Here is a 25,105-nt window from a genome sequence, read left to right on the forward strand (position 1 = left end):
TCTCCGGTGGGGGCGTGGACCCGGTGCGGACGGCGTGCGCCGTGCGCGAGGGGCGCGAGCCGCTCCGGCGCGCCCTTCCGGGCGGCCTTCCTCCGGGGAGGCGGGAGGGCGGTCGCCCGCCGTCGTGGGCCTGCGCGTGGCGCGGTACGGGCCGGCGCGACGGCCGTACGGCGGCTCGGCCTTCTCGGCGTTCACCACACGCACGGCAGCTCCACCTCGATCACCGTCGGCCCGCCCGTCGGGCTGCTCACCCGCACGGTCCCGTCGAGCGCGGCGACCCGGCGCCGCATGCCCAGCAGCCCCGAGCCGGCGCTCTCGTCGACGCCGCCGCACCCCTCGTCGCGCACCCGCACGCTCAGCCCGGTCCGGGAGCGGGCCAGCAGGACCTCGGCCCGGTCCGACCCGCTGTGCTTCGCGGCGTTGGTCAGCGCCTCGGCGATCACGAAGTAGGCGGCCGCCTCGACCGCGGCCGGTGCCCGGGGCCCGTCCGGGAGCCGTTCGGTCCGCACCGTCACCCCGAGTCCGCTGCTGCCCGCCAGCGCCCGTACGGCCCCCTCGAGTCCCCGGTCGGTGAGGATCGGCGGATGGATGCCGCGTACCACGTGCCGCAGTTCGGTCAGAGCCTCCTCGGCCTGGTCCTGCGCGTCGGAGAGCAGCTTCCGCGCGGTGTCGGGATCGGCCCCGTACGCCCGCTGGGCCAGTCCGATCCGCATCGACAGTGCGACCAGCCGCGCCTGGGCGCCGTCGTGCAGGTCCCTTTCGATCCGGCGCAGTTCGGCGCCGTGCGCGGCGACCGCGTCCGCCCGGGTCGCGGTGAGCTGCTCGACCCGACTGGCCAGCAGCGCCTTGGGGGAGGGGCTGAGCAGGGCGGCCGACCAGCCCGCCTCGAGGTCGGCGAGCCGGACGAGCAACGGCAGGACCAGCGCCTCGCGGCCCAGCAGCCCACGCCGCACACCGTCGACGAGGAGGCCCGCCGGCCACAGCGGCAGCATGAGCACCGTCAGCCAGCCGTAGGCGTAGTACGCCCCCATCCAGCGCAGATCGGTGAGCGTGCCGGGATCCCCGACGGCCGTCCGCAGCCGCTCGCGCAGCGGGCCGGTGACCGTTCGGTACGCCTCCGGTATCTCCCGGCCGGTCCAGGACGCCGTCAGGCGCCGCTTGGCCCCGGCGATCCGGCGGATCAGCAGCACGGTCTCGGGCAGCAGCCAGATCCCGGCCCCCGTGACCGCGCCGGTGCCGGCGATCAGCAGGACCGTGATGAAGATGTACGACCCGAAGGCCATGGCGGCGGCCAGGAAGAGGTGGACCGTGGCCCGCGCAGCCTGTCGCAGGGTCGCGCGCATGGAGAGCCGTTCCTCTCGTGAAGAGAAGAGAAGAGAAGAGGGGAGGGGGACGTGAGGGGAGGAGGCGTGGGGAGAGAGGCCCGCGCGCGAAGTTCCTAGTCGTCCAGCGTGACGACGACCTTCTCCGCCGCGCCCGGCGTCAGGGCCAGTTCGAAGGCGCGGGCGGCCTCGGAGAACGGGACGCGGTGGCTGATCAGTTTGGCGAACCGCTCCTGGTGCTCGACCAGTTCCGGGGTCACCTCGAAGATCTCGGTCGGGTAGCCCTGGGAGGCGATGAGGGTGAGCTCGCTGCGGAGCATGCCGCCGAGGTCGATCTCGCCCTTCTTCTGCACGGCCACCATGACCAGCTTCGCGTGCCACTTCGCCGACTGCACCACGGTGTTGAAGACGACCGGGGCGCCGGCCGCGTCGATGAAGATGTCGGTGCCCGGCCGGGGCTGGCCGAGGGCGTTGGCGCTCTGCCCGTGCAGCTCGGTCAGCCGCGCGGCCACGTCCTCCTCGGCCGAGTCGATGACGGCGTCCGCCCCGACGGCCAGCGCCTTCTCCAGCCGGGAGGGGATGACGTCGGCGACCACCACGTGTTCCACACCGCGCAGCTTCAGCCAGATCGCCGCGCCCAGACCGATCGGCCCGGCGCCGAACACGACGACCTTGTCGCCCGGCCCCGCCCCGGAGCGGTTGACGGCGTGCCGGGACACGGCCATCGGCTCGTTGAGCGAGGCCACGTCGAACGGCACGGTGTCGGGGAAGACCGCGACGCTCCTTCCGACCTCGGCGTTCTCGATCAGCAGGTACTCGCTCATCCCGCCGAACTTCCCGCCGCAGCCGATGATGCCGGTGGGCGCGTCCTGCGGGTTGACGACCACCCGGTCGCCCGCTTTCAGGCCGTCCACCTCGGCGCCGACCTCCACGACCTCACCGGCCGGCTCGTGGCCGAGCGCCACGGGGATCAGCTCGCCGCCCAGATGGGCACGGGCGGGGATGCCGCCCATGTGCAGGAAGGTGACGTCGGTGCCGCAGATGCCGCAGGCGCGGATCCGTACGAGCGCGTCCCTGGGGCCGGGCACCGGGCGCTCGACGTCCACGACGTCGATCTTGCCGGCGCCGCCGGTCCGGACGGACTTCATCGTGCTCATGAGGGAGCCTTTCTCGCTGGAGTAACTCGGTTGCCGGAGACAGGTGTTGCCGGGCTCGGGGGAGCCCTGACGGAGATCCGGGGGACCGCGGCCGCTCGCGGGGCCGAGGCCGGGAGGCCGCGCAGGTCAGACGCCGAGAGTCTTGAGCACGGCGTCCGCCATGCCCCGCTCGCCGCGCTCGTTGGGGTGGACGGAGGCGGCCGGGGCCCGCGGCACGAGCGGTTCGACCCAGCGCACCTGACGGTCGGCGCAGGCGTCGCGCCCCACCGAGGGCGTGTACGTGTCGACATAGCCTGCCCCCGCCTTGGCGGCCCGCTCGCGCAGCATGCCGTTCAGTTGCTGCTCCTTGTCGTGCAGGTAGGTGATGTCGCCGGCGGCGAGGCCCATCTCGGTGCCGCAGCCGGTGGTGCGCGGCGGCAGGATCGCGGGATAGCCGACGACGTACACGCGGGCCTTCGGCGCGCGCTGCCCGACCTCGGCCAGGGCCGCGGCCAGCACTCGGCCGGCCGCCTCTGTACGCCGCTGCACCTCGTCGGTGCCGCCGGAGACGTACCGGGCGCGGCAGGGCGCGTCCCCGGTGGCGTCCTTCCCGTCCGTCAGGCCGCTCAGCGCGAAGTGCAGCACTGCGGACTTCACGCAGCTCTTCACCAGCGAGGCGAAGCCGATGTCGTTGCCGCCGATGCCGAGGGTGACCAGCCGGGTCCGGTCCGACAGGGCGGCCAGTTGCGCCGGGTTGGTGCCCCGGCCCGTGGCCTGGGCCGAGGTCAGGTCCGCGACCGTCGCGCCGGTGCAGCTGACGTCACGGAAGTCGGTGGCGGGCAGGGCCAGCCGCCGGGCGACGAGTGCCGGGTAGTTGCGGTCGGAGCGGTCACATCCGGCGGGGCTGCCGCCCTGGTCCGGGATCTGGGGACCCGCGGTGTAGGAGTCGCCCAGTGCCACGTACGGGCCGCCGGGCGGGGCGGACCCGGGAGAGCCGTCGTGCCCGCTGATCACGATCGCGGTGGTGAGCACGCCGCAGGCGAGCGCGCCGGCCAGCGCGGCTCGTACGGAGGTCTTCATGGCAGGGGTCCTGTCTGTCGTCCCGGATGATCCACGCCGTACAGCTGTGGTCGTGGAGCTGGCTCGGCCGGGGGAGAAGCGGCCGGGGCGGCCGAGCGTGCATGGAGGGTGGGAGGCGTCCCGGGGCCCGGCGCCGGGCGGGGTGTGCCGGCTGCCGGGCCCGGGGACCGCGCCGATCCCCGTCCCCACGGGTTCGGCGGCCGGGGGCCTCCTCCGCTCAAGGCGGCTCCCGGATTGCTTGAGTTAGGCAAACACATCTGGATTACTTGAGTCAAGCAAACGAAGCGATTTGCTTGAGTTAGGCAATCAGAACGGTAGGGTTGAGATCATGTCCCACGCGCGGCCGGTGACCCCGCCCGCCTCGCCCGCCTCGCCCGCCTCGCCCGCGGCGGTCGAGAGGGGGCCGGCCTCCGCCCGGGTCGCCGATCCCGGCGACAGACAGCCGCGCCCGTCGCATCCGCCTGACACCGCTCGGCGAGGACGTCGCCGCGCGGCTGGGGCGAGGCGGGTACACGCGGTATGCGGCTGCTCCTGGCGGACCGGTCACCGGGCGCACTGCGTCGGCTCGACGATCTGGTCCGCCGGCTGGTGGGCGCTTTCCTGCCTCATCCCGCTGACGAAAGGGCACGCCTTTGATGCCGGTACGACGACACCCGCGCGGTGACGACGGTCGGGGCGCTCTCGCGGCCCCCCGGGGCGCCACTGCCCTCGCCGAGCCGTCGCCCGGTCCGGTCTTCGCCCCGAGGGGCGCACCGTCAGCGGCCCGTGGCGCCGGCCGGTCGGTCCTGGTCATCGCCGGTGAGCCGGACCTCGCCGAACTGCTCGTCTCCAGCCTGGAGCCGGCCGGCTACCGGGTGGGCCTCACGGGTACGGCGGCCGAAGCGCTGGTCCGGCTAGGCGCCCACCGGTTCGACCTCCTGGTCGTCGACACCGCCCGGCCGGACCTGACCGGGGTCGACACGGTGGGCCGCCCGGTGATCGCGCACCGGCCTCCGGTCCTCTACCTCGCCTCGTACGACTTTCTCGACCGGTTGCTGCCCGAGATCGCCCCGGGGCGGAAGGACTACGTGACCAAGCCCCTGCGGGTGCCCGAGGTGATGGCCCGTATATGGACGCTGGTGCGGGGCGCGGCCCCGGGCTATGGCGACCTGGTCCTCGACGACACCTTCTGCCGGGCCCGGCGCGGCACCCGCGACCTCGACCTCACGCCCGCCGAGTACCGCCTGCTGCGTCACCTCCTGGACAACGCGGACCGGGTGCTGTCGAAGGAGCAGATCGGCCGGTACGTCTGGGGCGACCGCCGGGGCGGCAACGCGATCGAGCAACTCGTCTCCCGGCTCAGACGCAAGGTGGACCGTGAGGCGACCGTGCTGATCCACACCCGGCGGGGCTTCGGCTACTGGCTGGGAGCGGAGCACGGCGCGGGCTGAACTCTCCGCGTGGGCCATGCCGTGTCGGCGGACCGGCGTCACGTCGTTCGCCGGCTGCCTGTGGTTCGCACCGGCCGGCGCCGCCCTCGGTGAGGGGGCGCGGCGGCCGGTGCGAACCCGTGCGCGGCGACGGCCGCCCCGCAGCTCCCGGCTCGCGCGCCGGGTCACGCGCCGCGGGGCCCGACCTCATGCCCGCCGCGTGGATCGGCGCCCCTGCCGGCTTCCCCGGCCGACCTCGCCACCCTGCGCCTGACCGGCTCGGCGCTGCTGCCGGTCGGCGTGGTGACGGGCCTGGCGGACGGCGCGTACCTGGCGTGGCTGCTCGGAGGGGAGTGCGGCGCGGGCCGCAGGGGCCGGGGCATACCGCCGGGTATGGGTGGCCGCGTACCATTCGGATACGGCAGGGGTGTCGTACGCGTGTCGTTCCTCCGCGGTAGGTGCGGTACACGTACGCAGTAACTTACTTGAGTTACGCAACAAGATGGTAAAGTGGGTCGCATGTCCACCGAACCGTTGCCGTTGCCCTCCACCGCGACTCCGGAAGTGATCGAGATCGAGCGCGCGCTCACTCGCATCACCTACCTGAGCACCCGCGCCCGCCAGCACGACCGGCTGATGACGCTGGCCGGCGTCCCCCTGGACCGTGCCGCCGTGGCGCTGCTGCGGCAGGTCGCCGACTCCGAGCCGCTGCGGCCGGGGGAGCTGGCGCAGCGGCTGGGCGTGGAGGCCTCCCACGTGACCCGCACGGTGCAGCAGCTGCAGAAGTCCGGGTACGTCACGCGGGTTCCCGACCCCGACGACGGCCGCGCCCAGCGGATCCAGCTCACCGAGGCCGGCCGCGCGGCCGTCGGCCGCGTCCGGGACGCGGGGGCCCGGGGAATGCAGCTGGCGCTGGCCGACTGGTCCCCGGACGAGCTCGGGCAGCTCGCCACGCTCTTCCACCGCATGGTCGACGACTTCCTCTCCCACTCCATCGAGGACGAGACCGAGCAGCCGGCCGTGGCCCCACGCGCCTGACCCCTCAGGACGCGCCTGACGAAACAGCCCGGCTCGTCGGCGAAGCCCGGCAGCAGCCGGGCGCGGCGCCTGCGCTCCGCCGCCTTCTCGGCCGTGGAGTACACGCCGGGCAGCTTGGCGTCGTCGCCGTCCTCCTCGTCGACGTGCACCGTCTCCCCGTCGGGGTGCAGGGTCGACCCGCCTTCACCGGCTTCGTTCCGGTGGGTGCCCGATGTGCCACAGCGGCCGGACGGTCATCCCGGCAGGCTGTCGCCGACCGCCGCCAACCACGATGCACCCCGGCCGAGTTGGGGAGCCCCGCCCCCGGGTCCCCCCTCGCCACCCCGCCTCCGGCGCTCCGCCTACCCTCCAGTAATGTCGGGCGCCAGGTCATCAGAGGAGGAACCGTGTCCCGGTCCGAACGCTCACCCCTGCTCCTGGCGGGCCTGCTGGCCGGCATGGGCGTGGCCCATTTCGCCGTTCCGCGCCCGTTCGACGCGATCATCCCGCGCACGCTCCCGGGTTCGCCCAGGGCCTGGACCTACGCCAGCGGTGCGGCCGAGCTGGCGCTGGCGGCGGGAGTGGCCCTGCCGCGGACCCGCAGGACGGCCGCGCTGGCCGCGGCCGGGCTCTTCGTCGGCGTCTTCCCCGCCAACGTCAAGATGGCGTGGGACTGGCGGCACCGCCCCACCCCGCTCAAGGCCGCGGCCGTGGCCCGGCTTCCCTTCCAGGTGCCCCTCGTGCTGTGGGCCCGCAACGTCGCCGACGGCGCCGGCGCCGCGAAGATCACGGAGGTACGGTCATGACCAAGGCCCTGGAGACCGGCGACCTCGTCGACGACTTCGCGCTGCCGGACGAGACCGGCACGGTGCGCAGCCTGACCGACCTGCTCGCCGAGGGGCCGGTGGTCCTCTTCTTCTATCCCGCCGCCCTCACCGCGGGCTGCACCGCCGAGGCCTGTCACTTCCGTGATCTGGCGGCCGAGTTCGCCGCCGTGGGCGCCCGGCCGGTCGGAATCAGCGGGGACACCGTCGACCGCCAGCAGGAGTTCGCCGGCAAGCACGCGCTCGGCATGCCGCTGCTCTCCGACGCCGACGGGGCCGTGCGGGAACGGTTCGGCGTGAAGCGCGGCTTCTCCCTCGCCCCGACCAAGCGGGTCACCTTCGTCATAGCGCAGGACCGCACCGTCCTGGAGGTCGTCCGCAGCGAACTGCGGATGAACACCCACGCCGACCGCGCCCTCGACGCACTGCGCGCCCACCGCACCTGAGTCGGAGGGGGAAGTGGGCCCGGGAGGCCGGGGAGGCCGGGAGCGCCGTGCGCCCGGCCTCCCGTCGTGGCCGACCCGTCGCGGTTGATGCGTCGGGACAAAGGGACCATTCTTGACGATATGGAGCATGTCGTCGCTGCGGCGGTCATCGATGCTCACGGCATCGTGACGGGCTGGAGCGAGGGTGCCCGTCTGCTGACGGGGCATACGGCCGAGGAGGCCGTCGGCCGGGCAGCGGCCGACCTGCTCGCCGAGGACCTGGCGCCGCTTCCGGCGCGGGCGTGGAGCCGGCCCGCTCTCGTACGCCACCGCGACGGCCGGCACGTCACCCTGACCGTCACCGCCTGCCCGGTGCTCGGCCCCGACGGGGAGCCCGCCGGCTGGGCCCTCACCGCCGAACGGCCCTCGGGCCCGGAACCGGCCCTCGCGGAGCGGGCCTTCCAGCAGGCGTCCATGTCCATGTCCGTCTTCGACCCGCACCAGCGCTATCTGCGGCTGAACGAGGTCGCCTGCAAGGTGATGGGCGTCTCCGAGGACGTCCTGCTCGGCCGCCACTTCCCGGACACCGTCCAGGAGGCCGAGAACAGCCGCGGCTTCGACCGGCACCTCCGCCATGTCGCCGAGACCGGTCGTCCGATCCGCTACGAGAGCTGGGCCGGCGCCCCCTCCCTCAACCGGGAGCACGCGTGGACCACCGAGATGTGGCCCGTACGGGAGCCGTCGGGCGAGGTCGTCGGTGTCGCCCTGGCCGCCTTCGACAGCACCGAGCAGTACTTGGCCCGCCAGCGGCTGGCCCTGCTGAACGAGGCCGCGGCCTCGATCGGTACGACCCTCGACATCGTGCGCACCACCGAGGAAGTGGTCGATCTGCTGGTTCCCCGGTTCGCCGACTTCGTCAGCGTCGACCTGCTGGACTGGGTCCTCGGCGCCGACGAGCCGCCGCCCGTCCCGGACGGCGAGATCGTGCTGCGCCGGGTCGCCCACGGCTCCGCCCACGAGGGCACCCCTGAGGCGGCGGTCCGCCTCGGCGAGACCGACGTCCATCCGCCCTTCAGTCCGCCCGCGCGCGCCCTGCGGGACGGGCATGCCGTCCGTATCCAGGCGGGCGAGCCCGATTTCATGAGCTGGCTCGCCGAACGCAACGCGCTCGCTCCCGAGGGCCGTCGCTTCCGCGGCGGGGTCCATTCGGTGATCGCGGTGCCGCTGCGGGCCCGGGGCACCACCCTGGGCGTGCTGGTCGGCGTCCGTATCGCCCATCCCGACGACTACGAGGCCGACGACGCCGTGTTCGCCGAGGAACTCGCCAGCCGGGCCGCCGTCTGCATCGACAACGCCCGCCGTTTCGCCCGCGAACGCACCACCGCCCTCGCCCTCCAGCACAGCCTGCTGCCCCGCGGCCTGCCCGGACAGGCCGCCGTCGAGGTCGCCCACCGCTATCTGCCCAGCGGCTCGACGGCCGGCATCGGCGGTGACTGGTTCGACGTCATCCCGCTCTCCGGCAGCCGGGTCGCCCTCGTCGTCGGCGACGTCGTCGGACACGGCATCCCGTCCACGGCGACCATGGGCCGGCTCTGTATGGCCGTACGCACCCTCGCCGACGTGGATCTGCCGCCCGACGAACTGCTCACCCACCTCGACGACCTCGTCACCCACCTCGCCGGCTACCAGGAGAGTGGCGACGACGAGGTCGCGGAACTGGGTGCCACCTGTCTGTACGCCGTCTACGACCCGGTCAGCCGCCGTCTCGCCCTCGCCGCCGCCGGCCATCCCGCGCCGGCCCTGCTGCTGCCCGACGGCCGTGCGGAGCTGGTCCGGATGACGACGGGCCCCCCGCTCGGGGTCGGCGGGCTGCCCTTCGAGGCGGTGGAACTGGAGCTGCCCGAGGGCGCGGTCGTCGCCCTCTACACCGACGGCCTGATCGAGGACCGCGACCGCGACGTCGACCGTGCCACCGGCGAGCTGTGCAGCGCCCTGACCGCGCCCGCCGCCACGCTCGACGCCCTCTGCGACACCGTGCTCAAGGCGGTCCTGCCGGAAGAGCCCGGCGACGACGTCGCGCTGCTGCTCGCCCGTACCCGGGCGCTCGGCGCGGACCAGGTCGCCGCCTGGGACGTGCAGCCGGACCCGGCCCAGGTCGCCGGCACCCGCCAGGCGGCGACCGAGCAACTGACCGCGTGGGGCCTGGAGGAGGCCGCCTTCGTCACCGAACTCGTCGTCAGCGAACTCGTCACCAACGCCATCCGCTACGGCGCACCTCCCATCCGGCTCCGCCTGATCCGCGACCGCAGCCTCATCTGCGAGGTGTCCGACGGCAGTTCCACTTCCCCGCACCTGCGCCGCGCCCACGCCTTCGACGAGGGCGGGCGCGGCCTGCTGCTGGTCGCGCAGCTCACCCAGCGCTGGGGCAGCCGGCAGACCGACCGGGGCAAGACGATCTGGGCGGAGCAGTCGCTGGAGCCCGAGTGATCACCGGTGGACCGTGCTGCCCCGGGGAGCGGCACCGACGGGCCGGCCCTGCCGTCACCGCTCAGAACTCCTCGTGCACCTCGGGGTCGCCGCCCAGCCGCCGGTGCGGCCGTTGCGCGATCGCCGCCAGCTGGGCCGGCCCGAGTTCGAAGCCGAAGACGTCGAGGTTGGCGCGCTGCCGCTCGGGACTGGACGACTTCGGGATGGGGACCGCGCCGAGCTGGAGGTGCCAGCGCAGGACGACCTGGCCGGGCGTCACGCCCAGCGACTCGGCGACGGAGACGACGACCGGGTCCTCCAGGAGCGCCGAACCGCGGCCCAGCGGGCTCCGGCTCTCCGTACGCACGCCCTTGGCCTCGTGGAAGGCGCGCAGCTCGTCCTGGGGGAAGAGCGGGTGCAGCTCGATCTGGTTGACGGACGGCAGCACGCCGGTCTCCTTCTCCAGCCGCTCGATGTGCCCGGCGGTGAAGTTGGAGACTCCGATGGACCGCACCAGGCCGTCCTCACGGAGCTTGATCATGGCCCGCCAGGAGTCGACGAACCTGTCGACCCGGGGAAGCGGCCAGTGGATCAGGTACAGGTCCACGTAGTCGAGGCCGAGCCGCTGCCGGGACTCCTCGAAGGAGGCGAGGGTCTCCTCGTAGCCGTGGTGGCGGCCGGGCAGTTTCGTGGCCACCACGATCTCCTCGCGCGGCACCCCGCCGCGGGCCACGCCCCGCCCGACCCCGCTCTCGTTGCGATAGTTCGTCGCCGTGTCGACGAGCCGGTAGCCGAGGCCGAGCGCCTCGGCCACCGACCGCTCCGCCTCCGCGTCGTCCATCGGCCAGGTGCCCAGACCCAGGGCCGGGAGCTTCGTACCGTCGTTGAGCGTGTGCTCCGGGATGCTGCTCACCAGGGGACCTTTCCTCGGCTGTGTCGTCCGTGTCGTCCCACCAGCCTCACCGATGACACGGGGATCGATCAACCGGAGTCCGCGGGGGCGGGCCCTCCGACTCCGCCGCGGGTGTCCGAGGCCCTGTCGCCAGGCCGTCGATTCGCTGTCACGATCTTCCCCGAGCCGTGACGGACGACGAGTGACGACGAGCGGAGCACGCATGACGACGGACAGCCGGGCCACCCCGTTCGACGACCCGACGGCCGAGGAGGCCGCGCGGGCGGCGGGAGTGGAGGTGAAGCCGGTCGCCGGACACATCGGCGCCGAGATCGAGGGCGTCGACCTGGCCGCGGGACTCGACGACGCCCAGGTCGCCGTGGTCAGGGCGGCGGTGCTGCGCTGGAAGGTGGTGTTCTTCCGCGGGCAGCGCCTCGACCACGCGGGGCATGTGGCCTTCGCGCGACGGTTCGGCGAACCCGTCGTCCTGCGCAGGCGCGGCGGCGCGTCACCGGCGGACTTCCCGGAGATCGAGACGACCGCCGACCGCCTCGAACTGGGCGGGAAGTTCGGCATGGAGCACGAGGAGTGGCTCCGGCGCCGCCGGCACACCCTCCTGCGCGGCTGGCACTGCGACCACGGCGCCCGAGTCGACCCGCCGGCCGCGACGATCCTGCGCGCCGAGACGGTACCGCCCTACGGCGGTGACACGACCTGGTCCAACCTGGCGGCCGCCCACGCCGGACTCTCCGCGCCCCTGCGGGAGTTCCTGGCCGGGCTGCGCGCCGAGCACCGGCTCGGCGTCGGCTACCAGCCCCGCCCCGGCGACGACGCGTACGTCCGCCACCTGCTCGATCACCAGGTCGCCTCGGTGCACCCCCTGGTACGCGTCCACCCCGAGACGGGGGAGCGCGTGCTGTACGTCAACGGCTACTACGTCGAGCAGATCACCGGCCTCTCCCGCGCGGAGAGCCGGGCGATCCTGGACATGCTGCTGGAGGAGGCGACCCGCCCCGAGTACACGGTCCGCTTCCGCTGGGAACCGGGCAGCGTGGCGTTCTGGGACAACCGCGCCACCATCCACCTCGCGCCGAGCGACAACGCGCATCTGCGCTTCCCCCGCACGATGCACCGGGTGATGCTCACCGGCGAGATCCCGGTCGGCGTGGACGGCAAGCCGTCCGAGCCGGTGACGGGCACCGAGCCGGGCCGCTGGTGAGGCTCCTCACGCCCCGGCGCCGGGCCGCCATCCCAGCGCCGGACCCAGCTTCGTCGCCATGTCGGTGAGGATCTGTACGTAGTCCTCGTGCCCGAAGGTGAACGGCAGGGCGAAGGCGACCTCGTCGATCTCACGGAACGCGGCGTGGGCGTGCAGGCGTTCGGCGATCTCGTCCGAGGTGCCGACCAGGTCCGGTGCGAACAGCAGCCGGGCCGGGCCCTGCGGCGAGGTCGTACGGGGGAGCCGCTTCGCCGCGAACTCCTCGTACCTCGCGCGCTGTTCGGGTGAGGCGGAGTCGGTGGGGATGACCACGAGACCCTGCGAGACACGGGCCGCCTCGCCGTCGGGGTGGGCGGCGCGGAAGGCCTGGACGTGGGAGAGCTGGATCTCGGCGAAGTCCCTGGTGTCGTCCGGGCCTTCGGCCTTGACCACGCTGCTGGTGAGGAAGTTCATGCCGTGTTCCCCGGCCCACCGCGCCGAACCCAGGCTGCCCCCGCCGTACCACAGGCGGCGGCCGAGACCGGGGGAGTGCGGCTGCACCACGTCCGAGAACACCTCGAATCCCTCGACCCCGCTGAAGTCGGTGGCGGACTTGCCGCGCACCAGGTCCAGCAGCCGTCGCACCCGCTCGTAGCCGAAGTCCTCCGCGTCGGCGGTGTCCGGGTAGAGGGCCTCCTTGACCTGCTCGTAGTGCATCGGCGGGCCGACGCTCACCCCCGGGTTGAGCCGGCCCCCGGCGAGGATGTCCACGGTGGCCAGGTCCTCCGCGAGGCGCAGCGGGTTCTCCCAGCCCAGCGGGATGACCGCGGTGCCGAGCTCGATGCGCCGGGTGCGCTGCGAGGCGGCCGCGAGGACGGCGACGGGGGAGGATATGCCGTACTGGAGGTGCCGGTGGCGCACCCAGGCGCTGTCGAAGCCGAGCCGTTCACCCAGCTCGATGATCTCCAGCGTGGTCTCGTGTCCCCGGCCCGGATCGTCCGCGTCGAACAGCCCGATGGTGAGGAAGCCCAGTCTGCGCAAGGGGCGTGAGGTCGAAGGCACGGGGGGGCTCCTCCATCGTTCGACGGCGTGTACGGCCGTACGGCGGTTGTTCGTGGATTGTCGCAAGCGGCCGTTTCAGACCAGCGGGATCGTGACCTCGTCCTCGACCGGCGGGTTCAGCTCCTGGGCGCGGTTCCCGGTGGCCGCGAAGCAGCGCAGCCGGACCGACTCCGGGGTGACGTCGAGCCGCAGGAAGCACTTGAAGAACGGCGGGCTGTACGACACCGAACTCGGTGAGAAGAGCTGGGTGTAGATCTTGCGCACCGGCAGCCGCAACCGCTTGCGGCGCTCCGGGCGGCTCCCGGTGCCCAGCAGCCCGGCCACCAGGCGGATCCGTCGCGTCACCCTGACCTCCGGGCCCGGCGTACGGGTCGGCGGGATGCCCAGCCGTTCGGCGACCACCGCCTGGGCCTCGCTCTCGGTGAGGGCGAAGAACCGCCGCAGCCGCAGCCGGCTCCCGTAGAGCCGGCTGTAGAAGGCGAGGGAGTCGCCGCGCAGCGGATAGCAGCGGAAGTCCCGCTCGGTGACGCCGGCGACGGACACCCGGGGGATGGTGTGCGTGGCGTGCATGAAGGCGCCCCCGCCGCCCGCGACCACGTACTGCAGCGTCCGTCCGTCGGCCAGCCGCACCGGGTAGCGCTGGTAGTTGTGGATGTCGCCGCCGATGGCCGCCACGTAGTGGTGCTCGGGCGCGCTGACGATGTCGTCGACGGTGCCGCCGCCCTCGACGGGGCACGGGTGGTGCTCGCCGTCGACGTAGAGGGGCGAACCGGTGACGAGGATCTTGGGGCGCGGGCCCTGCGACACCGTGCGCAGCCACGCGCCCTGTTCGGCGTCCAGCGTGCCCAGCAGTCCGGTGTCGATGCCGATGATCCGCACCGGGCCCGCGTCGATCGCCCAGTACGGCCCCGGCTGCACCGCCTGCTGGCCGGTCGCGGGCCTCAACGCGCTTTCCTCGGCGAGGCGTTGACCGTCGTGCGGGTGCGGCCGGTGCCACAGCAGGGCACGCAGCCCGGCGCGGCTGAGCAGACGCGGCGCGGGCTCGGTGGGCAGGGGCGGGGCGTCGCCGCAGAAGACCCGCATGAACGCGCCCAGGTCCTCGTACCAGTCGTGGTTGCCCGGTATCGCGTAGATGGGCGCCGGGTAATCCCGGTACGGGCGGAAGAACTTGGCGCCGTAGTCGTCGGCGCTGCCCACCGGATAGATCACGTCACTGGCGAGCACGGCGAAGGACGTCCCCTGACTCGCCCTCAGAAAGCCGGGCACGACGGCGTACTGGGGATCGTCACCCTCTCCCGTGTCGCCGATGACCATGAAGGAGAAGCTGTCCGGGTCCGTGCGCCGGATCACCTTGTCCGCGGGTGCGCCGGCCGCCGCCCGCTGGGCCACCAGGCGGCCACGGGTACGGCCCGTCGGGTCGCCGAACCACGACGCCAGCACGCCGTTGCGGGCGGCCCACAGCATCCTGGGGTCCAGCCACGAGATCTTCTCGGTCCGGTCCGGCATGAGCTGCCGGTACGCGCCTCGGTCGGCGCCGACCCAGCCGGCGCCTTCGGCGGTATCGCGTGAGGAGTCAGACACCGGTGCACCGTAGCAATGATCCACAGCGTGACAGGAGTCCACCCGACCCGGTTCATGCACCGGCATCTAATGCCCTTGACACTTTCCGGGGCCGACCACGTAGGTTGAAGCGATCTGTCACGAAGGGCGGAGGCCCCCGATGCGCGCACCTGGCACGACACCGCACGGTGTCGGCACGGGTACGCGGCTGATCACCCGACGGCATGTCGACTACTGCCGGACCGCCTCCGCCGTCTGTCCTTCCGCACGCCGCTGACCCCCGCCGGCCCGTCGGGCCGGCCCGAGGACGACCTGCGCATCCTGCCCGGCACGGAGATCATCATCGGGGCGACGGAGGCGGAGGCGCTGGAGAAGAAGCGCTGGATCCGCCTCCAACAGGTCACACCGGCGACGGCGTTGGGTGTCGCCGGCCTGCTGTGGGGCCTCGACCTCTCGGACCGGGACGCCGACGGGCCGTTGCCCAAGGAGGACCCGGTCGTCGCCGAGAACGACGGCTCCTTCGGCGCCCGGCGCGTCACCGACCCGCGCACGGTGGTCGCCGAGTGGCGCGAGAAGGCGGAGGCGCACGGCTGGTCGCTGCGCGAGACCGTCATCGCCCTCGGACCGCAGCGCGGGCACGTCGGCACTCCCGCCGGACTCGCCGACCGGTTCGCCCACTGGGTGCGCCACGGTGCCGTCGCCGGCTTCAACGTGACGCCGTACCTGATTCCGGACGGCCTCGACGACATCGTCGACCTGCTCGTCCCGGAACTCCAGGAACGCGGTGTCTACCCCACGCGGTACACGGGCCGGACGCTCCGTGACCACCTGGGCCTGCGTGAGCCCCTCACCCACCGCTCCACGACCGACGGACGGCAGGCCGGCTGACCGTCTCCTCCGCCGTACCGGCCCGCCCCGCCCGGGCGGGCCGGTTCCACTCGCCGTCGCCGAGCACGAGCAGCGGATCGAACATCACCACCACCCCGGCCAGCAGCAGGAAGATCACCGGCCCGATCAGCATCGGCAGCAGCAGCGAGGTGGGGCTGTCGCCGGCCCACGACGAGGTCGCGCCGTGCACGTGGACGCTGACCGCTGCCATCGCCGTGTAGTGCATCCCGGACACGGCCACGCCCATCACCAGGCTGGCGCCCAGACTCGTCAGGAACCCCCGGACCGTGACGGCCGCCCACAGGGCGGCGGTCGCGGCCACCACGGCGATCAGCACCGAGAGCGCCACCGTGCCCGGCGTGTACTCGATGGCGCCGTTGAGCTGCAGGGCCGCCATGCCCAGATAGTGCATGGCGGCGACCCCGAGGCCCGTGACGACCCCCGCGAGCGACAGCGACGCCCGGCCGGCGCCCCGGTAGCCCACGATGAACACACCGACGCCGACCACCACGACCGCGACCGCGAGGCTGAGCACGGTCAGACCCACGTGGTAGCCGATCCGGGTCTCCTCCACCTGGAAGCCGATCATGGCGATGAAGTGCATCGTCCAGATGCCACAGCCGATCGACGCGGCCCCCAGTGCCAGCCAACCGGGCTTCCACGAGCCGCCGTTGAGCAGCGTCCGCACGATGCAGCGCAGCCCCAACGCTCCTCCCACGCAGGCCATCACAAAGGCCGCCACCGGGGTCACCACCCCGTACCGGAATCCGTCTATCGTGCCTTCCATCATCAACTCCCCCCGAAGTGACGACTGTTCGTGAAGAACGTGTCTACGGGTAAGGGAGTGGTGAAAGCAAGCGTTTCCCGAGAGTCGACGGCCAGGTCCGTGTGCACGCCGACGACGCAGAGCCCGCCGCCGTCCCGGCCGGGTCGGTTCGCCTTCCGCGGGGTCGGCCCGAGGGCATGGCCGCCCCTTGCGGCCGGACGCGTCTCCCCGGTGACGACGTCCTCGCTCCCGGCCGTTGCCAGATTGCCGGTGCCGGTGCGGTGCCGGTGCACGGCCGCCGGGACAGCCGACGCACAGGGTTCTCACAGCGGGGCCGGGGGGTGAGGGCCCCATCCCCGCCCGGCACCGAGGGATAACCCTTGAAGCCTCCGGCTTTGGCTGACATGCCACTGTCAAGCCTGCCATTCTCCCACCGAACTACCGCGCACCAGCGGCAAGTTGTCTTCCCATGCTCACGGTCCCGCACAACTCAGCTCGTCCCGGACAGCACACCCGTCTGCCCGGTCTGTCACCGGCCGTTCCCCACGGCCGCCGCAGTAGGAGAACGAGTGAGACCCAACCCCCGCAAGCGGACCACGGTCGGAGCGGCCCTGCTCTCCACCGCCGCACTCGTGGCCCTCGGTGTCCAGACGGTTCCGGCGACCGCGCTGCCCGCGGCCCCCCACCCCAGCCCCGTGCGCGCCGGTGGCCTGCCCGCCGACCTCACTCCCGCCCAGCGCACGACGCTGATCAGGAGCGCCGAGGCGAAGACGGCGGACACGGCCGAGTCCCTCGGCCTCGGCGCCCAGGAGAAGCTGGTCGTCAAGGACGTCGTCAAGGACAACGACGGCACCCTGCACACGCGCTACGAGCGGACCTACGCCGGTCTGCCCGTCCTCGGCGGCGACCTCGTCGTGCACACGCCCCCGGCCTCGCTGGCCGCCGGCACGGTGAGCACGACCTTCAACAACAACCGCCGCACCGTCTCGGTCAAGTCCACGACCGCCACGTACAGCAAGGCGGCCGCCGAGACCAAGGCCCTGACGGCGGCCAAGGCGCTCGACGCGCAGAGCCCCGCCGCCCAGAGCGCGCGCAAGGTGATCTGGGCCGGCGAGGGCACGCCCAAGCTCGCCTGGGAGACCGTGGTGAGCGGTCTCCAGGACGACGGCACGCCGAGCAAGCTGCACGTCATCACGGACGCCGCCACCGGCGCGAAGCTCTCCCAGTTCGAGGGCGTCCAGACCGGCACCGGCAACAGCCAGTACAGCGGCACGGTGACCATCGGCACCACGCTGTCCGGCTCGACGTACCAGCTGAACGACACCACCCGCGGCACCCACAAGACGTACAGCCTCAACAACGCCACGTCCGGCACCGGCACCCTGATGACGGACGCCGACGACACGTGGGGAACGGGCTCCGGCTCCAACACCCAGACCGCCGGCGTCGACGCCCACTACGGCGCCCAGGTGACGTGGGACTTCTACAAGAACACCTTCGGCCGCAGCGGCATCAAGAACGACGGCGTCGCCGCCTACTCCCGCGTCCACTACAGCACGGCGTACGTCAACGCCTTCTGGGACGACGACTGCTTCTGCATGACCTACGGCGACGGCACCAGCAGCACCCACGCGCTGACCTCGCTGGACGTCGCGGGCCACGAGATGACCCACGGCGTCACCTCCAACACCGCGAACCTGAACTACACCGGGGAGTCGGGCGGCCTGAACGAGGCCACCTCCGACATCTTCGGCACGGGCGTGGAGTTCTACGCGGCCAACTCCTCCGACGTCGGTGACTACCTCATCGGCGAGAAGATCGACATCAACGGCGACGGCACGCCGCTGCGTTACATGGACAAGCCCTCCAAGGACGGCGGCTCCGCGGACAGCTGGTACTCCGGCGTCGGCAACCTGGACGTCCACTACTCCTCGGGCCCGGCGAACCACATGTTCTACCTGCTCTCCGAGGGCAGCGGCACCAAGGTCATCAACGGCACCAGCTACACCAGCACGACCTCGGACGGCGTCGCCGTCGCCGGCATCGGCCGGGCCGCGGCCCTGCAGATCTGGTACAAGGCGCTGACGACGTACATGACGTCCAGCACCACGTACGCCCAGGCCCGTACCGCCGCGCTGAACGCCGCCTCGGCGCTCTACGGCGCCAGCTCCGCCCAGTACGCCGGGGTCGGCAACGCCTTCGCCGGCATCAACGTCGGCAGCCACATCACGGTCCCGTCGACGGGCGTCTCGGTCACCAACCCGGGCAGCCAGTCCGCCACGGTCGGCACCGCGGTGAGCCTGCAGATCTCCGCCAGCAGCACCAACAGCGGCTCGCTGACGTACGCCGCGACCGGTCTGCCCGCCGGCCTGTCGATCAGCAGCTCGACCGGCCTGATCTCCGGGACGCCGACCACGGCCGGCTCCTCCAGCACCACCGTCACGGTGACCGACAGCACCGGCGCGACCGCCACCGCGTCGTTCACCTGGACGGTCAGTTCCACCGGCGGCGGCTCCTGCACCGCCACACAGCTGCTGGGCAACGCGGGCTTCGAGTCGGGCAGCACCACCTGGACGACGACGAGCGGTGTGATCACCAACTCCAGCAGCCAGGCGGCCCGCACCGGCTCCTACAAGGCCTGGCTCGACGGCTACGGGTCGACCCACACCGACACGCTCTCGCAGTCGGTGACGATCCCGAGCGGCTGCACCAACACCACGTTCACCTTCTACCTGCACGTCGACACGGCAGAGACCACCACCAGCACCGCGTACGACAAGCTGACGGTCACCGCCGGGTCCACCACCCTGGCCACCTACTCCAACCTCAACGCCGCGACCGGCTACGTCCAGAAGTCCTTCAGCCTCGGGTCCTTCGCGGGCTCCACCGTGGCGCTGAAGTTCTCGGGCGTCGAGGACTCCTCGCTCCAGACCAGCTTCGTCGTGGACGACACCGCCGTCACGACCGGCTGATCGCGACCGGTTGATGACGACCGGTTGATGACGACCGGTTGATCCGCTCAGACCGACGACGTCCCGCACGCGGGCTCCCTCCGCGTGCGGGACGTCGTCGTGCGCGCTCCGTTCAGCTCAGTTCAGCGGGTCGAGCGTCAGGTACGCCTGGCTCGGCGAGCCGTCGTGGACGAGGGACTCCTGCTGCCCGACGTCGTCGAAGGCGAACGCGTACGCCTTGCCGTCCGCCATCTGCGCGTGGATCTTGCGGGCGTAGTGGTTGGTCACCGTGTCCTGGTAGAAGTTCGCCGTCGTGGTGTCCGGCTGGTCGGGGTTGACCAGGAGCGTGGAGCGGTTGAAGCCCGCGCACAGGGTGCGGGAGATCGGTCCGCGCACGGCGTCGTTCGGCGCGTCCAGCAGCCGGTGACAGCCGAAGATGCTGGCCGCGTCCGGCTTCTGGAAGGTGGTCACGACCGCGCCGGAGGAGTTGGTGAAGTTCATGACCCCGCCCGAGACCCGGCCGTAGTACTTGGTGCCCGGCTGGTCGGCGAACGGGGTGACGGTCAGCGTGCTCGTCGCGTACTTCTGCCAGACTCGGTTGACGTAGTCGTCCATGACGTTCGCCGGGAGGGCGCCCGTCTCCACTCCGTACAGCGGGGCGAGAGCCCGCAGCACGGTGCCGTCGGACCGGGTCTGGATGAGGTTCGCCCAGCCGCCGGGCTGTCCGCGCAGGGCGTTGAAGAAGCCGTTGTAGCCGCCCGCCTTGAGGTGCCCGGTGCTGATGGTGGTCCCGTCGGCGCGCTGTACGCCGACCGCGTACGGCGCGGAGAACATGTCGACCTGAGTGCTGTTCAGCCACAGCCCGGAGTCGTTCAGCGTGTACTCCGACCAGTTGAACAGGATGTTCCGGTTCGGGTCGGTCGGGTTCTGCACGGCCGGCTGCACCAGTCCGCCGGTGGTCAGCCGGAAGTCGAGCTTCTGTCCGTAGGAGAAGTAGACCCGGCCGGAGAACTTGGGCATCCGGATGGTGGCGGACTGACCGGCGGCCGGGCCCGCGATCGAGGCGTCGGGCGCGGGGGTGGGCGGGTTGCCGCCGGCGGGCCAGGCGTGGAAGGTGCCGTTGGCGTCCGCCCAGCCCTGCCGGCCCGTCGTCAGCTGTGTGCCGAGGTTGTAGACGTAGAGGCGGTCGCCGCGCCCCGAGTTGTTGGTGATCTTCAGCGGGATGGTGTCGGGGACGGCCGCCTGGGCAGGGGGACCGAGACAGAGCATGGCGCCGACGAGAGCGGCTGCTCCGGTGATTCCGAGTGCGTGCGTGATCCTTGAGAGCACTCTCCACCTCCGTGCGGGTAGGCCTGTGGGGTTGGTCCGTACCATGTTGAGAGCGCTCTCAAAGTCGCATTGGGGTTGTGCCCATGTCAACGATGTGAACAGAAACGGCAAAGGAAAGGACGCCCTCGGCACGGCTCGTGCCAGGGGCGTCCCGGGCGCTGATACTGGTGGGCTCGCGTATTCAACTGTCGCCAGTTGATCAATCTGGCTCCGGAATCACTACTGACCGTGACGTTCCTGGCGGGGATCTGGGTGTGGAGCCCCCAACGTCGACGGGACGTAGTACCGCGTCGTAATGGCGATGACCGGGCCGTGTTGGCGTCTTTATCCTCAGTGGGTGAGTCTGATCGAGGTGGTTCCTGGGCAGGTCGAGCTCGTCGTTCGGGGGGTGGGGTCGCAAGCGCCCTCTATCCGGTTGTTCGACTGGTCGCGGACAGATGAGTTCGAGGTCGTATTCGCCGTGGAGGCTGTCGACGACGGCCTGCGCGCACGGATCGGGGCCGTGACCGTGTCTGCCTGGGACGGTGCGGGATACCTGACCGAGTTTCTCGACGGTCTTGCGCGCGACTTCCGCGGTTGGGAGGGCGAGCGGTCTTGGGTCAACAACGAGCTGGTCGTGGCAGCGACGTTCGGTTCGGGCGGTCACGTGTATCTGAGCTGGACCCTGCGAGCCGACGTCTTCTCCAGAGGCTGGGAGTGCACTGTGACGACCGTGATTGACGCTGGCGAAGAGCTGACGACTGTCGCTGCCGACGTGCAGGAATTCTTCCGCCAGGGGTAGCCGTCCCAGTGGCCCCGAAAGCAAGCACTCATGCGCGCTCAGGCTCTCGGAACTGGAGGGCCCCCAACTTCGCTGGTTCCGCGAGGAACCCATCCTGTTGGTGACCTTGCGTGATCTCCTGGAGCGTATCGGCTCCAGGTCCCTCCGGTCTCGTTGCGGAGGCGGCTGGTGGTCTTGTCGTGGTAGCCCAGAGCGTCCGCGACGACGGATGCGGGGAGTTCGAGGAGTTGCTGCCGGATGGCGGCGCCGCGGGCGGCGGCGATCGGGATTCCGACCTTGTTCAGGAGCGCGGACGGGTGGTTGGGGCCGAGCGGCTGGCCGGTCCGGCGGCCGGGGGAAAGCCAGCGGGACGCCGGGTTGGTGGCAGTGTTCATGTTGCCGCGGTTCGTGATGTGCTTCAGCAGCAGGGCGGCGACCGGCGCGGGAACGGGTGAGGGCGGCTCGCCGAGTCGTAGCAGCACGGCGTCGCCGTCGCGGATGACGTCGTCGATGGTGAGCCGGACGACGCGGCTCAGCGGTTGTGCGTAGAGAAGAACGATGACTCCGGCGACGCGGAGTCGCATCGGTATCTCCGTATCGGGCCTCCGGCATGCGCGGGGTGCTCCTCGCCCCGGACCTCGTGCACCTGACGTACGAGAGCGTCATCGCCGGCCGCCGGGCCCGCCGCAGCTCCCTGTGGCGCAAGGGCGAGGGTGACACCGGATGGCGGCTCTACTACCACCAGGGCACCCCCGTCCCCGAGGGCTGAACCGTCCCCGGCTCTACTCCCGAACGATGTCGTAGACAGCCCGTTGAGGGTCGGTTTTGACGATGAGCCCGTCCGCGCACAGGTCGCGCAGGATCTGCCGGACCCGTTTCTCCGCTGCCCGTTGGTCTTCCCACGTGTGACCGTGGTCGCCCAGAGCCTTGATGGCACGCTGCGGATCCCAGGTGCCGCCGAGGGCGCGAATCGCCTGGGCGAGGACGTGCCGGTCGGGATGATCCTTCTTGCGGTGGTTGGCGATGCTGGCAGGGGCGCCGCTGTAGTTGCAGTCGGCGCACTTCTCCCACGAGCAGTCCGGATCGGTGACGGCGGCGTGGCGGACGGAATGGTGCGAGCCGAAGCCGTGAGCGTGGAGCAGTTGAGCGACGGACCCGTCGTACTTGAGGGCCATGAGCGCTGCTTCGGCGATTTTGTCGTGGCCGGCGGCGAAGAACTTGCCCAGGCCGACGTCCTTCCCGCAGCCGCACCAGCACTTGCCGGTTGGGATGAGGCGAGGCTTCTCATTGCTTGGCATGAACCCAAGGTAGCAATCCTTGGGTTAAAGTCAAGGAATAAATCCAAGGATGCCATTCAAGGGTTGCGTCGGGAGTGATCAGACGTACAGCCACACGCCGACTTCATGCACAGCAGGGTCAGCGGCGCGCGTCGCCGGGGGCGAGCAGGTTGGTCAGCTCAGAGATCGCCTCGGGGACGGCTTGAAGTACCGGCGGACGTTCTCCGGCTTCTTGTGCCGGGACTTGGCCATCAGCATCAGCAGGGAGGCGCCCTGCTCTCCGAGGTGCGCGCCGGCCAAGCCACGAACAGCACCGCCGCCCGGCGAGCGTTCCAGGTGTTGACCGCTGCGGTGCCCCACAGCAGTTCCAGGGCCTCGCCGATCTCGTCGTGCGCGACGGACCCGAGCGGGCGGGCCTCTCCGATCCGCTCAGCGGTCTTGCCGACGCCGGTCGAGTAGCTGCGGACCGTGTTCGGGTTGTGGAGCGAGTCGAGGAAGGCGTCGGCCGCCGCGCGGACGGTCAACGCCTTCCCGGTCGGCAGTTGCACGACGGTGGGCACCGCTTCCCCTTGCCGCAGATAACAGGGCTGCTTCATGTACGGCCCGGAGAACGTCACCCCAGGTGACGAACCAAGCTCCCGCAGATAATGGGGTGTTATCTGCGGGAAGGCTTCGGACGGGTCCGTCCGCCGACGCTCCGTCAGCCGCCCCTCTGGGCCGACTGATCCTTAGTGCCGGTTTTCGTTCGGATGTTCCTCAACTCCCGTCCCCGGTACGCGGTCCTGCCGCTCGGTCCCGTTCCCCGGTCCCGGGGGTCAGAAGGTCCGCTTCAGCAGGTCCAGCAGCGCGGCCCAGTGCCGCTCGGCGCCCTTCTCGTCGTACGCGGCGGTGTCGGCCTGGGTGTAGCCGTGCTCGGCGCCGGCGTAGACCTCGCACGTGTGACGGACGCCCGCCGCCGTGAGGGCCTCCTCGAAGCGCTCGATCTGCTCGGGCGGCAGGGAGTGGTCGTTGTCGGCGTGGCCGAAGTACAGCTCGGCCGTGATGTGCTCGGCCGCCAGGTGGGGGCTGTCCGGCGCGTCGGTCGCGAGCCGCCCGCCGTGGAAACCGGCCGCCGCCGCGACCCGGTCCGGATGGCCGCCGGCGGTCCACAGGACGAGCCGGGCGCCCATGCAGTACCCGGTCAGCGCCACCGGGCCGTCCGCGACGAGCGGGCTCTCCGCCAGCCACCGCAGATAGGCGCCGGCGTCGCGCACGGCCGACTCGGCGGTGAGGGACTGGATGAGCGGGCCCAGGGCCGCGAAGATCTCCGGACGCGCGCCCGGGTCGATGAACTCGGGCAGTTCCACGACGGGCGCGCGCCCGTGCCGGTAGAACACGTTCGGGACCAGCACCGTGTAACCGGCCCCGGCGAGCCGGTCGGCCATCGCCCGCAGGTGCGGACGCAGCCCGAAGGCGTCCTGGTAGAGCAGTACGCCCGGCCGGGGAGCCCCGTCACCGGGATGCGCGAGATAGGCGTCGGCGACGCCGTCCTCGGTGCGGATGTCCACGGCTGTTCCCTGTACGGAGGTCATGGGGGTGCCTCTCTGCGCGGTGCACTGCGGCGAGCGATCGGCCGGCCCGGTGGGGCCGGGCGGCGACCATCGTTGCATGCACCATCCACCTGCCCTCCGGGACCCCCGGTCCAGGGTGTCGGGGCGCGCAAGGCCCTACTCGAACCGTGAGGTGTCGCCCGCCCCGTGCCGCACGATCTCCGCTTCGCCCTCGGAGAAGTCGATGACGGTGGTCGGCTCGGTGCCGCAGTCCCCGGAGTCCAGCACGGCGTCCACCACGTGGTCGAGCCGGTCCTTGATCTCCCAGCCCTGGGTCATCGGCTCGTCCTCGCCGGGCAGCAACAGGGTGCTGGACAGCAGCGGTTCACCGAGTTCGGCGAGCAGGGCCTGGGTGACCACATGGTCCGGGATGCGCACGCCCACCGTCTTCTTCTTCGGGTGCTGGAGCATGCGCGGCACCTCCTTGGTCGCCGGGAGGATGAAGGTGTAGCTGCCCGGGGTCGACGCCTTGATCGCGCGGAACACGTCCTTGTCCACGCGGACGAACTGGCCGAGTTGCGCGAAGTCCTGGCAGACGAGGGTGAAGTGGTGCCGGTCGTCCAGGTCGCGGATGGCCCGGATCCGGTCGATGCCGTTCTTGCTGCCCAGCCGGCAGCCCAGCGCGTAGCAGGAATCCGTCGGGTACGCGATCAGCGCGTCCGCCCGGACGGCGGCCGCGATCTGGGTGATGGTGCGCGGCTGAGGGTTGTCGGGGTGCACGTCGTAGTACTTCGCCATTGGCCGAGCTTATGCCGTGCCACGGGGCGGCGGCCCCGCAGGACCGCCGTGCGGCTCGCCCAGGAGGAACCGCCGGCTGTCGGCGAGCAGCCCCGGCGCCGTCGCGGGGTCGGTCTCCCAGCCGTGGCGCCGTGCAGCGCCGGGCGAGCCGGGCGAGCCGGGTCAGTGCCAGGAAGCGACCTGTACGAGGTCGTCCTCGCCCATGTGGTGGCGGGCGTGGCTGGCGTGGCGGGCGACCTGGACCGGCCCGGCCTGCACGAATCCGCCCAGTGGACGGAATCGGGCCATCCGGACCACCTGCGCACAGGTGAGTCCCGCGGCGGCCGGAGCGGGCATCGACACGATTTCCCAGCCGCTCGCCAGGCCCGTGGTTCCGAGGAGCGGCGGGGGTGCGACCGGCACGGGGGACCGGTCGC

Annotated in this window: 22 protein-coding genes and 2 pseudogenes; 10 read left to right on the forward strand and 14 right to left on the reverse strand. The window is 71.7% G+C overall.

What is annotated here, in order from left to right:
- Positions 1 to 191: 191 nt before the first annotated feature.
- The 3 genes from QQM72_RS10630 to QQM72_RS10640 form a co-directional block, all read right to left on the reverse strand.
- Positions 192 to 1,343 carry a sensor histidine kinase gene (locus QQM72_RS10630; protein ID WP_314220576.1) on the reverse strand — a complete coding sequence of 384 codons (1,152 nt, stop codon included), beginning with the start codon at positions 1,341 to 1,343 and terminating at the stop codon, positions 192 to 194.
- A 95-nt stretch (positions 1,344 to 1,438) separates the two neighbouring features.
- Positions 1,439 to 2,479, reverse strand: coding sequence for a zinc-dependent alcohol dehydrogenase (locus QQM72_RS10635; RefSeq protein ID WP_314220577.1), 1,041 nt, complete (start codon positions 2,477 to 2,479; stop codon positions 1,439 to 1,441).
- A gap of 126 nt (positions 2,480 to 2,605) precedes the next feature.
- Positions 2,606 to 3,538, reverse strand: a complete 933-nt coding sequence (locus QQM72_RS10640) for an SGNH/GDSL hydrolase family protein (protein WP_314220578.1) — start codon at positions 3,536 to 3,538, stop codon at positions 2,606 to 2,608.
- A 635-nt stretch (positions 3,539 to 4,173) separates the two neighbouring features.
- Here QQM72_RS10640 and QQM72_RS10645 point away from each other — a divergent pair.
- The 5 genes from QQM72_RS10645 to QQM72_RS10665 all read left to right on the forward strand — a co-directional run bounded on the left by QQM72_RS10645 (position 4,174) and on the right by QQM72_RS10665 (position 9,700).
- The gene (locus QQM72_RS10645; RefSeq protein WP_314220579.1) at positions 4,174 to 4,968 is read left to right on the forward strand and encodes a response regulator transcription factor; all 795 of its coding nucleotides are present in this window, start codon (positions 4,174 to 4,176) and stop codon (positions 4,966 to 4,968) included.
- 498 nt (positions 4,969 to 5,466) lie between these two features.
- Positions 5,467 to 5,985, forward strand: a complete 519-nt coding sequence (locus QQM72_RS10650; protein ID WP_314220580.1) for a MarR family winged helix-turn-helix transcriptional regulator — start codon at positions 5,467 to 5,469, stop codon at positions 5,983 to 5,985.
- Positions 5,986 to 6,371: 386 nt separating this feature from the next.
- Entirely contained in the window at positions 6,372 to 6,770 is a 399-nt protein-coding gene (locus QQM72_RS10655; RefSeq protein WP_314220581.1) for a DoxX family protein, read from the forward strand.
- On the forward strand, positions 6,767 to 7,234 hold the full coding sequence (locus tag QQM72_RS10660; RefSeq protein ID WP_314220582.1) for a peroxiredoxin: 468 nt from the start codon (positions 6,767 to 6,769) through the stop codon (positions 7,232 to 7,234). Before QQM72_RS10655 ends, QQM72_RS10660 begins: the two co-directional genes overlap by 4 nt.
- 120 nt (positions 7,235 to 7,354) lie before the next feature.
- Positions 7,355 to 9,700 (forward strand): SpoIIE family protein phosphatase, encoded by a 2,346-nt coding sequence (locus QQM72_RS10665; protein ID WP_314220583.1) that lies wholly within the window; start codon positions 7,355 to 7,357, stop codon positions 9,698 to 9,700.
- A 61-nt stretch (positions 9,701 to 9,761) separates the two neighbouring features.
- On the opposite strand, the gene QQM72_RS10670 is transcribed toward QQM72_RS10665, so the two are convergent.
- Positions 9,762 to 10,592: an aldo/keto reductase gene (locus tag QQM72_RS10670; protein ID WP_314220584.1), complete on the reverse strand. Its 831-nt coding sequence runs from the start codon at positions 10,590 to 10,592 to the stop codon at positions 9,762 to 9,764.
- 202 nt (positions 10,593 to 10,794) lie between these two features.
- On the opposite strand from QQM72_RS10670, the gene QQM72_RS10675 reads away from it, so the two are divergent.
- Positions 10,795 to 11,790 carry a TauD/TfdA dioxygenase family protein gene (locus QQM72_RS10675; protein ID WP_314220585.1) on the forward strand — a complete coding sequence of 332 codons (996 nt, stop codon included), beginning with the start codon at positions 10,795 to 10,797 and terminating at the stop codon, positions 11,788 to 11,790.
- A gap of 6 nt (positions 11,791 to 11,796) precedes the next feature.
- Here the strand turns inward: QQM72_RS10675 and QQM72_RS10680 are convergent, their stop codons facing one another.
- Positions 11,797 to 12,831 (reverse strand): LLM class flavin-dependent oxidoreductase, encoded by a 1,035-nt coding sequence (locus tag QQM72_RS10680; RefSeq protein WP_314220586.1) that lies wholly within the window; start codon positions 12,829 to 12,831, stop codon positions 11,797 to 11,799.
- Between the two features lie 75 nt (positions 12,832 to 12,906).
- On the reverse strand, positions 12,907 to 14,412 hold the full coding sequence (locus QQM72_RS10685) for a metallophosphoesterase family protein (protein ID WP_314220587.1): 1,506 nt from the start codon (positions 14,410 to 14,412) through the stop codon (positions 12,907 to 12,909).
- Positions 14,413 to 14,808: 396 nt separating this feature from the next.
- Here QQM72_RS10685 and QQM72_RS10690 point away from each other — a divergent pair, with 396 nt between their 5' ends.
- Entirely contained in the window at positions 14,809 to 15,279 is a 471-nt protein-coding gene (locus QQM72_RS10690) for an LLM class oxidoreductase (protein ID WP_314220588.1), read from the forward strand.
- On the opposite strand, the gene QQM72_RS10695 is transcribed toward QQM72_RS10690, so the two are convergent.
- Positions 15,239 to 16,066 carry an MHYT domain-containing protein gene (locus tag QQM72_RS10695; protein WP_314220589.1) on the reverse strand — a complete coding sequence of 276 codons (828 nt, stop codon included), beginning with the start codon at positions 16,064 to 16,066 and terminating at the stop codon, positions 15,239 to 15,241. The two genes, QQM72_RS10690 and QQM72_RS10695, sit on opposite strands and share 41 nt — an antisense overlap.
- Before the next feature lie 548 nt (positions 16,067 to 16,614).
- Here QQM72_RS10695 and QQM72_RS10700 point away from each other — a divergent pair.
- The gene (locus QQM72_RS10700) at positions 16,615 to 19,017 is read left to right on the forward strand and encodes a M4 family metallopeptidase (protein WP_314220590.1); all 2,403 of its coding nucleotides are present in this window, start codon (positions 16,615 to 16,617) and stop codon (positions 19,015 to 19,017) included.
- Positions 19,018 to 19,134: 117 nt separating this feature from the next.
- On the opposite strand, the gene QQM72_RS10705 is transcribed toward QQM72_RS10700, so the two are convergent.
- Positions 19,135 to 20,370, reverse strand: coding sequence for a glycoside hydrolase family 64 protein (locus tag QQM72_RS10705; RefSeq protein WP_399076731.1), 1,236 nt, complete (start codon positions 20,368 to 20,370; stop codon positions 19,135 to 19,137).
- Between the two features lie 292 nt (positions 20,371 to 20,662).
- Between QQM72_RS10705 and QQM72_RS10710 the strand changes: the two genes are divergently transcribed.
- On the forward strand, positions 20,663 to 21,106 hold the full coding sequence (locus QQM72_RS10710; RefSeq protein WP_314220591.1) for a DUF6228 family protein: 444 nt from the start codon (positions 20,663 to 20,665) through the stop codon (positions 21,104 to 21,106).
- 38 nt (positions 21,107 to 21,144) lie between these two features.
- On the opposite strand, the gene QQM72_RS10715 is transcribed toward QQM72_RS10710, so the two are convergent.
- Positions 21,145 to 21,669, reverse strand: a complete 525-nt coding sequence (locus QQM72_RS10715; RefSeq protein WP_314220592.1) for a hypothetical protein — start codon at positions 21,667 to 21,669, stop codon at positions 21,145 to 21,147.
- 20 nt (positions 21,670 to 21,689) lie between these two features.
- On the opposite strand from QQM72_RS10715, the pseudogene QQM72_RS10720 reads away from it, so the two are divergent.
- A pseudogene (locus QQM72_RS10720) lies at positions 21,690 to 21,854 on the forward strand (DUF4440 domain-containing protein); the annotation flags it as partial.
- Between the two features lie 13 nt (positions 21,855 to 21,867).
- On the opposite strand, the gene QQM72_RS10725 reads toward QQM72_RS10720, so the two are convergent.
- From QQM72_RS10725 to QQM72_RS10745, 5 genes and pseudogenes are all read right to left on the reverse strand, one after another.
- Positions 21,868 to 22,383 (reverse strand): hypothetical protein, encoded by a 516-nt coding sequence (locus tag QQM72_RS10725; protein WP_314220593.1) that lies wholly within the window; start codon positions 22,381 to 22,383, stop codon positions 21,868 to 21,870.
- A gap of 274 nt (positions 22,384 to 22,657) precedes the next feature.
- A pseudogene (locus tag QQM72_RS10730) lies at positions 22,658 to 22,922 on the reverse strand (integrase/recombinase); the annotation flags it as partial.
- A gap of 255 nt (positions 22,923 to 23,177) precedes the next feature.
- Entirely contained in the window at positions 23,178 to 23,933 is a 756-nt protein-coding gene (locus QQM72_RS10735; protein WP_314220595.1) for a dienelactone hydrolase family protein, read from the reverse strand.
- A 135-nt stretch (positions 23,934 to 24,068) separates the two neighbouring features.
- Complete coding sequence (locus QQM72_RS10740) at positions 24,069 to 24,689, reverse strand: L-threonylcarbamoyladenylate synthase (protein ID WP_314220596.1); 621 nt, start codon at positions 24,687 to 24,689, stop codon at positions 24,069 to 24,071.
- Positions 24,690 to 24,851: 162 nt separating this feature from the next.
- Positions 24,852 to 25,091, reverse strand: a complete 240-nt coding sequence (locus tag QQM72_RS10745) for a hypothetical protein (protein ID WP_314220597.1) — start codon at positions 25,089 to 25,091, stop codon at positions 24,852 to 24,854.
- Between the last annotated feature and the right edge of the window lie 14 nt (positions 25,092 to 25,105).

This window comes from Streptomyces zaehneri (assembly GCF_032248645.1).
Classification (GTDB): domain Bacteria; phylum Actinomycetota; class Actinomycetes; order Streptomycetales; family Streptomycetaceae; genus Streptomyces; species Streptomyces coriariae.

What these genes read in the sequence shown, in the direction of transcription:
- QQM72_RS10630 (WP_314220576.1), bottom strand. Translation starts at nt 1,343, where the DNA reads ATGCGCGCGACCCTGCGACAGGCTGCGCGGGCCACGGTCCACCTCTTC.
- QQM72_RS10635 (WP_314220577.1), bottom strand. Translation starts at nt 2,479, where the DNA reads ATGAGCACGATGAAGTCCGTCCGGACCGGCGGCGCCGGCAAGATCGAC.
- QQM72_RS10640 (WP_314220578.1), bottom strand. Translation starts at nt 3,538, where the DNA reads ATGAAGACCTCCGTACGAGCCGCGCTGGCCGGCGCGCTCGCCTGCGGC.
- QQM72_RS10645 (WP_314220579.1), top strand. Translation starts at nt 4,174, where the DNA reads ATGCCGGTACGACGACACCCGCGCGGTGACGACGGTCGGGGCGCTCTC.
- QQM72_RS10650 (WP_314220580.1), top strand. Translation starts at nt 5,467, where the DNA reads ATGTCCACCGAACCGTTGCCGTTGCCCTCCACCGCGACTCCGGAAGTG.
- QQM72_RS10660 (WP_314220582.1), top strand. Translation starts at nt 6,767, where the DNA reads ATGACCAAGGCCCTGGAGACCGGCGACCTCGTCGACGACTTCGCGCTG.
- QQM72_RS10665 (WP_314220583.1), top strand. Translation starts at nt 7,355, where the DNA reads ATGGAGCATGTCGTCGCTGCGGCGGTCATCGATGCTCACGGCATCGTG.
- QQM72_RS10675 (WP_314220585.1), top strand. Translation starts at nt 10,795, where the DNA reads ATGACGACGGACAGCCGGGCCACCCCGTTCGACGACCCGACGGCCGAG.
- QQM72_RS10695 (WP_314220589.1), bottom strand. Translation starts at nt 16,066, where the DNA reads ATGGAAGGCACGATAGACGGATTCCGGTACGGGGTGGTGACCCCGGTG.
- QQM72_RS10705 (WP_399076731.1), bottom strand. Translation starts at nt 20,370, where the DNA reads ATGGTACGGACCAACCCCACAGGCCTACCCGCACGGAGGTGGAGAGTG.
- QQM72_RS10715 (WP_314220592.1), bottom strand. Translation starts at nt 21,669, where the DNA reads ATGCGACTCCGCGTCGCCGGAGTCATCGTTCTTCTCTACGCACAACCG.
- QQM72_RS10725 (WP_314220593.1), bottom strand. Translation starts at nt 22,383, where the DNA reads ATGCCAAGCAATGAGAAGCCTCGCCTCATCCCAACCGGCAAGTGCTGG.
- QQM72_RS10735 (WP_314220595.1), bottom strand. Translation starts at nt 23,933, where the DNA reads ATGACCTCCGTACAGGGAACAGCCGTGGACATCCGCACCGAGGACGGC.
- QQM72_RS10740 (WP_314220596.1), bottom strand. Translation starts at nt 24,689, where the DNA reads ATGGCGAAGTACTACGACGTGCACCCCGACAACCCTCAGCCGCGCACC.